General features: G+C 64.3%; 4 protein-coding genes and 4 pseudogenes. 2 read left to right on the forward strand and 6 right to left on the reverse strand.

Annotated elements, in window-relative coordinates; all coding sequences use genetic code 11:
- Positions 1-109: 109 nt before the first annotated feature.
- Positions 110-943 carry a CoA transferase gene (locus ACFE99_RS21320; protein ID WP_375488397.1) on the reverse strand — a complete coding sequence of 278 codons (834 nt, stop codon included), beginning with the start codon at positions 941-943 and terminating at the stop codon, positions 110-112.
- A 71-nt stretch (positions 944-1,014) separates the two neighbouring features.
- On the opposite strand from ACFE99_RS21320, the pseudogene ACFE99_RS21325 reads away from it, so the two are divergent.
- A pseudogene (locus ACFE99_RS21325) lies at positions 1,015-2,458 on the forward strand (aldehyde dehydrogenase family protein).
- Here the strand turns inward: ACFE99_RS21325 and ACFE99_RS21330 are convergent.
- The 4 genes and pseudogenes from ACFE99_RS21330 to ACFE99_RS21345 all read right to left on the reverse strand — a co-directional run.
- Positions 2,445-4,100, reverse strand: a complete 1,656-nt coding sequence (locus tag ACFE99_RS21330) for an acyl-CoA synthetase (RefSeq protein WP_375488394.1) — start codon at positions 4,098-4,100, stop codon at positions 2,445-2,447. The pseudogene ACFE99_RS21325 and the gene ACFE99_RS21330 overlap by 14 nt on opposite strands.
- 8 nt (positions 4,101-4,108) lie before the next feature.
- Positions 4,109-4,276 (reverse strand): hypothetical protein, encoded by a 168-nt coding sequence (locus tag ACFE99_RS21335; protein ID WP_375488395.1) that lies wholly within the window; start codon positions 4,274-4,276, stop codon positions 4,109-4,111.
- A complete protein-coding gene (locus tag ACFE99_RS21340; protein ID WP_375488396.1) occupies positions 4,273-4,890 on the reverse strand; it encodes a cysteine hydrolase in 618 nt (205 codons plus the stop codon). Before ACFE99_RS21340 ends, ACFE99_RS21335 begins: the two co-directional genes overlap by 4 nt.
- A pseudogene (locus ACFE99_RS21345) lies at positions 4,887-4,991 on the reverse strand (Rieske (2Fe-2S) protein); the annotation flags it as partial. The gene ACFE99_RS21340 and the pseudogene ACFE99_RS21345, both read right to left, overlap by 4 nt.
- A 317-nt stretch (positions 4,992-5,308) precedes the next feature.
- Between ACFE99_RS21345 and ACFE99_RS21350 the strand changes: the two are divergent.
- Positions 5,309-5,989: pseudogene (locus ACFE99_RS21350) on the forward strand (LLM class flavin-dependent oxidoreductase); the annotation flags it as partial.
- Here ACFE99_RS21350 and ACFE99_RS21355 read toward each other — a convergent pair.
- Positions 5,979-6,323: pseudogene (locus tag ACFE99_RS21355) on the reverse strand (acetyl-CoA carboxylase carboxyltransferase subunit); the annotation flags it as partial. The pseudogenes ACFE99_RS21350 and ACFE99_RS21355 sit on opposite strands and share 11 nt — an antisense overlap.

Consider the following 6,323-nt stretch of genomic DNA (forward strand, 5'->3'; position numbering starts at 1 on the left):
CATGCATCAGCGCCACTCCTCCTCATCGCTTCGCTCTGCATCGTCGTCGGCGTGGCGCATCAGCGCCACTCCTCCTCATCGCTTCGCTCTGCATCGTCGTCGGCGCGGTTCATGCGATAGCTCCTAACTCCTTGAGTTCGGCGATGCGGTCCCAGTCCATGCCAAGCTCCATGAGGACGATCTCGGTGTGCTCCGACGCCTGGGGAGCGCGTGTCGTCACGAGCGGTTGATGGTTGAACTGGACCGGCCCGCGGACGACCTTGAACGGTGCGCCGCCGGCGGCGAGCTCGACTTCGGTGATCATGTCATTGGCAATGGCCTGCTCGTCCTCGGCCAGGTCAATCAGGCTCTGGAACGGCGCCCACTGGCCTTTCATCGTTTTCAGATGCTGACGCCAATACTCAAAAAGCTTGCTGGCAAAAGCCTTTGAAATCAGTTCCGCGGCCGCGTCGGCGTTTTGTATCAGCGGTAGTACATCGGCGAAGCGGGGATCGTCAGCTGCCTCGGGGATGCCGAGATGCTCGAAGGTGTCGCGGATCAAGCCGGTCGGGCTGATGATGCACAAGTTGATCGTGCCGCCGTCGGAGGTTTGGTAGTTGCCCATGAACGGATTCACCGACGGACTCGCCGATCCAGGCATGGCGACCCGCATGACCTCGCCGGTCTCCATCCCCTGTGTCACGCTCGCGCCCGCAGCCCACCACGCGGTACTCAGCAACGACACGTCAAGCTCGAGGGCTTCGCCGGTCCGTTCGCGATGCAGCAGTGCGGCCGAGATGCCCCCGGCGATGAACATGCCGCCGATCGAGTCGCCGAAGGCCGGGATACCTTGTGGCAGCGCACCGCCCAGCTCCTCCGGTGTCAGCGCATAACCAATGCCGCTGCGCGTCCAGAATGCTGTGCCGTCATAGCCGCCGACGTGACTATATCGACACCACTGCAGTTGTCCTAAGCTGTGAAGCCATGAGTTCTGGCGAGCAACGGGCGGAGAGCTCGGTCCAGGAGTGCGCAGCGATGCGTGCGAGCCTGCGCGAACAGCGACGGTCGTTCATGGCCGACGGGCCGCCCGACGTGGCCACTCGGCGCAACCGCATCGACCGGCTACTCGCCCTCGTCCTGGACAACACGGACGCGTTCGTCAACGCGATGGCCGCCGACTACGGCACCCGCTCCCGGGCGGCGTCGTTGTTCACCGAGATCGTCGGCATTATGTCAGTCATCGAACACACGAGATCACATGTGGCCAAATGGATGCGGCCGACCCAACTGATGCGCGCGGCACGGTTGTGTGGCCTGCGGGCCGAGGTTCAGCCGTGCCCGCTGGGCGTTGTCGGGATCATCGGACCGTGGAACTTCCCGTTGAACCTGGTGGTGCTGCCAGCATCAGCGGCATTCGCGGCGGGCAATCGGGTGATGATCAAGATGTCGGAGATCACCGAACACACCGCGGAGCTGATTAAATCGACGACCGAATTACTTCGACGCAACCGAACTCGACGTCGTCACCGCTGGTCTCAGTATCGCAGCCGCTTTCGCGTCGTTGCCGTTCGACCACTTGTTTTTCACCGGCTCGCCGTCGGTGGGCTCGTTGGTGCAGCAGGCCGCTGCGCAGAATCTCGTCTCCGTGACGCTGGAGCTGGGTGGGAAGAACCCGGTCGTCGTCGCACCCCGCGCCGACATTCGCCGATCGGCGGCACGGATCACCCGGGCGCGCATGGTCAACGGGGGACAGGTCTGCGTCTGTCGCGACTACGTTTTCGTGCCCGACGATCTGCTGGAGACGTTCGTCGGCGTCGCGCGCCAGACGTTGCGCGGCATGTTCCCGAACATCGTCTCCAATGACGACTACTGCTCCAGTGTCAACCAAGCCAGCTTCGACAGGGTGCTGGGACTGATCGAAGACGCGCGCGTGAAGGGCGCCACTGTCGAAACCATTGCGCCCGAGCATGAGTCACTTCCGGACCGCGCCAAGCGCAAGATCGCGCCCACCATCGTTCGCGACATCGACGACCGCATGAAGATCGCCGACGAGGAGATCTTCGGACCCGCCTTGGCAGTCAAAGGGTATTCACGACTCGCCGACGCTATCGACTACATCAACCAGGGCCCGGCTCCGCTGGTGGCCTCCTGGTACGGACCCGATGACGACGACTTCCGCGCTTTCGTCCGCAATACCCGCAGCGGTGGTGTGGCCCGCAATGACTTTGCAGCACAAATGGTTCCGTCGGCTGCCCCGTTCGGCGGCGTGGGCCGCAGCGGGACGGGGGCATACCACGGCAAGGCGGGCTTCGACACGTTCAGCCACTACCGAACTGTGGTCGGCAACGATCTACCGTTCAGCATCACCGGATCCGCGGCACCACCGTTCGGCAAACCGTTGCGGCTCGGCGCGGATGTCGCATTGCGGATCGCGCGGATGCGTACCCACCGCCGGCTCAAGGCAGCTAGCCGTCGCTGATTGCCTGCTCGCGGGTCCACCTGTAGTCGGCCTTGCCGGATGGACTGCGCTCGATGACGGGACGGAAGACGACAGCTTTCGGAAGTTTATAGCGCGCCAAGGACTTTGCGGCGTGTTCGATCAATTCGCCCTCGCTGGCCTGCGCGTCAGCGGCCAATGCCACGATGGCGACCACCTCCTGGCCCCAGCGTTCGCTGGGCCGCCCGGCCACCACCACGTCGGCCACCGCGGGATGCGACGCGATCGCGATCTCGACCTCCTCGGCGAAAATCTTTTCGCCGCCGGAGTTGATGCATACCGAGTCTCGGCCAAGCAACTCGATGGTGCCGTCGGCGAGGTGGCGCGCCCTGTCGCCGGGTACCGCGTAGCGCACACCGTCGATGACGGGGAAGCTTGCGGCCGTCTTGGTTGCATCGCCCTTGTAGCCGAGGGGCACATAGCCGCGCTGCGCGAGCCAGCCGATGCCGTCGTGCCCCGGGTCGAGCACGCGGCTGAGGTCTTCGGCGATCACGCAGGTGTCGGGTCCAGGGTTGAATCTGCCGGTCGACACCGTCCCGGTCACCGACAGGTGGCTCATCTGTGCACCGGACTCCGAGGAGCCAACGCCGTCGACCACCATGAGGCCGGGACGCGCCTGAATCAGTCGCTCTTTGACGTAGGGAGTCAACAGCGCCCCGCCATTGGCTACCACCGCCAGTGACGACACGTCCGCGATCCCTCTCTCGATGGCCGCGACAAGGGGGCGAGCCATCGCGTCGCCGACCACGGTTATCGCCGCCACCTTTTCCCGCTCGATGGTGCGGACAACTTCGTCGGCATCCAGGTGGTCGACAACCGTTGGAAAGACCACAGACTGCCCGGTCGTCATCGCGGTCATGACACTCCATTGGGCGGCGCCGTGGATCAGGGGCGGCAGAATCATCAGCTTGGTTCCTGGCCCGGCGGATGCTCGCGCGACGAGTTGTTCATAGGAGTTCACCGGTTGGCCGCTGACCAGGTCGCGGCCGCCGAAGGAGGTCATGAAGATGTCATGCTGGCGCCAGAGCACACCTTTGGGCATTCCCGTTGTGCCACCGGTGTAGAGCACGTACAGGTCATCCGGCGAAGGCTGCACCGGCGGCGGTGCCGGTGAACTCGATTTCATGACCGAGTCGTAGTCCACCGCCCCGTAGATGAGGTCGTTACCCGAGTCGTCGGCGATCTGAATGAGGACACGCAGCTGGGGCAGATCCGGCAGGACTTCGGCCACGCGTGGGGCGAAGGCGGCGTGGTAGATCAGCGCGCTGGCGCCAGCGTCGGCAAGCAGATATTGCAGTTCGCTCTTGACGTAGCGGAAGTTGACGTTGAACGGTGCAACCCGCGCCCGGAACGCGCCGAGCAACGCCTCGACGAATTCGGTTCCGTTATAGGCGTAGAGGCCGATCAGGTCCTGCCCGACCTCGTGCCCGGCGAGCGACGACCGCTCGGTGTGACACCTCAGCCCACGGGAGTGCAGGTATGAAGCCAGCCGGTTGGACCGCTCGACAACTTGCGCATACGCGTATCGCCGTTCGCCCTGGATGACCAGCTCGCGATCCGGGAACGCGGCACTGACGGCGTCGGCGACGGCGGGAACCGTAAACTGCGTTGTCGTCTCAGACATCGGGCCTCTCATGGCTGGTGCGGAAGCAATCGAATCATGAGGCCGTGGGCCTCGCTCAGCAGGGTGCCGTCAACGGTCGTCAGAAGCGCAGCGACGAATCGGCCCAACTCCGCAGGTGCTTCAACCGGGCTGATTTCGGGAAAGCAGCCGCGGACTTCGGGCGTGATCTCGGTCATGGGTTCTTCCACACGTCGAGCAGCTCGTCGGTCGTGGTCACAGTTGCCAGCAGTGACAGCGTGTTCTCGATGACCGCATCGCCATAGTCGGCCGGAACGCCGGCGACGGCGGCGCGAGGCACGACGACGTGGTAGGCGGCGTTGACGGCGTCCATGACAAGGTTGGGAATTGCGACATTGAGCGACACGCCAACCACGACCAATGCGCGGACGCCGAGGTTACGCAGAATTGCGTCGAGGTCGGTGCCGCCCATCGGTCCGAAACCATGCCAGCGGTTTAGCACTAAATCGGTTGGCTCAGGGCCTAACTCGGGCAGCAGCGCCGCACCGGGCGTGCCGAGAGCAAGGTCGACCTCGCCGCGACCGATGGCGAAGATCTTGGCGTTGTGGTTTGCGCCCAGCCCGTCGGGTCGTCGCTGCACCAGGCAGTGCACCACACGGACGCCGGCGGCCCGCGCCGCGGGCAGCAACCGCATGATGTTGCGCAACGCGAGGCGGTGGGGTTCCTTCGCCAGCGCAGCCAGCCCGGCATTGGGCCCGATGACGGCGCCCTGACACTCCTGGGTGATGATCGCGGTGTGCACATGGCGGGTGAGATCCTGCAGCGCCGTCATGCCGGGACGTCGTCGAACTGTGTCGCCCAGTTGCGCAGTGCCATAGGAGGCTTCGCGTCCTGCTTGGCCAGGGGCGGCCGCTCGACGTACTTTTGATACCGTCAGATCTCCAGATCCTCGAGCAGCCGCACGTCGCCGACCGGGAATTCCCCCGACCAGCCGATCATGAACAGCCGGTCGCTTTCCAGGTGAACGGGAACTTCACACCGGCGCCTCCCTGAACACGTCCGCTGATACTAAGGACGCTACAGTATAGATTTCGGCTTGACGGAGAGCTATCGGGTTTGATGCTGCTGGTTATCGCCGCCGTGAAATTCGACGCGGCGATCGGGTCCAGCATGTGAGAAGCGCCGCTTATGGCAGCGCGCCGGGGCGCCCAAGCGGTACCTTCGCGTTCTGCTGGATGGTCGAAGTCGTGTTCATCTCGGAACGCTGGAACGTCAAGGAAGCGTCGTCGCGCGTCGGCGCTGTATGCGCGGTGACGAGTCGCATGCAGATCGCCACCGCCGCAACCAATCACAACACGCGTCACCCCCTGATCACCGCATCATGGGCCACCACCATGCATCGGCTTTCCGGCGGACGCTTCACCCTTGGCATCGGACGCGGAGTCGCCGCGATGTATAGCGGATTCGGTATCCCGGCAGTCACCACGGACCAGATGGACGACTGGGTTCAGGTCATGCGCCGCTTGTGGCACGGCGAGGTGATCTTCAATCACGACGGGCCAATCGGCAAATACCCTGTGCTGGTGCTCGATCCCGCCTTCGACGAAGACATCCGACTGGGGCTTGTGGCGTTTAATCCGAAATCAACTGGGATCCCTCTGTGCTGCAACGGTTCCGGGAGGATCCGGTCGTGACCTCGATTTCTGGCGGGATCGACCACAAGGCTACGCCCGAGCAGATCGAGCACATCGCGGAGTTGATCCCCGACGAGTGGCTCGAGCCCTCGGCGACCGGGTCGGCCCAACAATGCGTGCAGCGCATCCGCAAGGAGTTCGACTACGGCGGCCGACGCGGTGATCATGCACGGCGCCACGCCCGACGAACTCGAGCCGATCGTCGCCGAGTACCGAAGCAAGCCGCTTAAGGCATGATCGCCGTGCGCGCGACCGGCTCCGGCGCGGCTTGGCGGGTGTACAGACCGCGTTGCAAGGCAGCCAGCAGCGCGTCGCGCGTCTCGCGCGGATCGATGAGCTCGTCGAAGCCCATGTGCTCGGCCGACCGATATGACGCTTCCAGTTCGGCTTCCCGCAGTTTCGCCGACAGGTCTTCACCGGCATGCGATGCGCGGCTCAACGCAGACGCGCTCATCGCGCCCATCGTCGCGCCGGGGTAGGCGAAGGTGGCCACTTGGTCGTCGAACCCGATCAACGACATGACCATGGAACCGAACCCGTATGCCTTGCGCAGCGTTACATGCAGTTTGAG

The organism is uncultured Mycobacterium sp. (assembly GCF_964249325.1).
Classification (GTDB): Bacteria; Actinomycetota; Actinomycetes; order Mycobacteriales; family Mycobacteriaceae; genus Mycobacterium.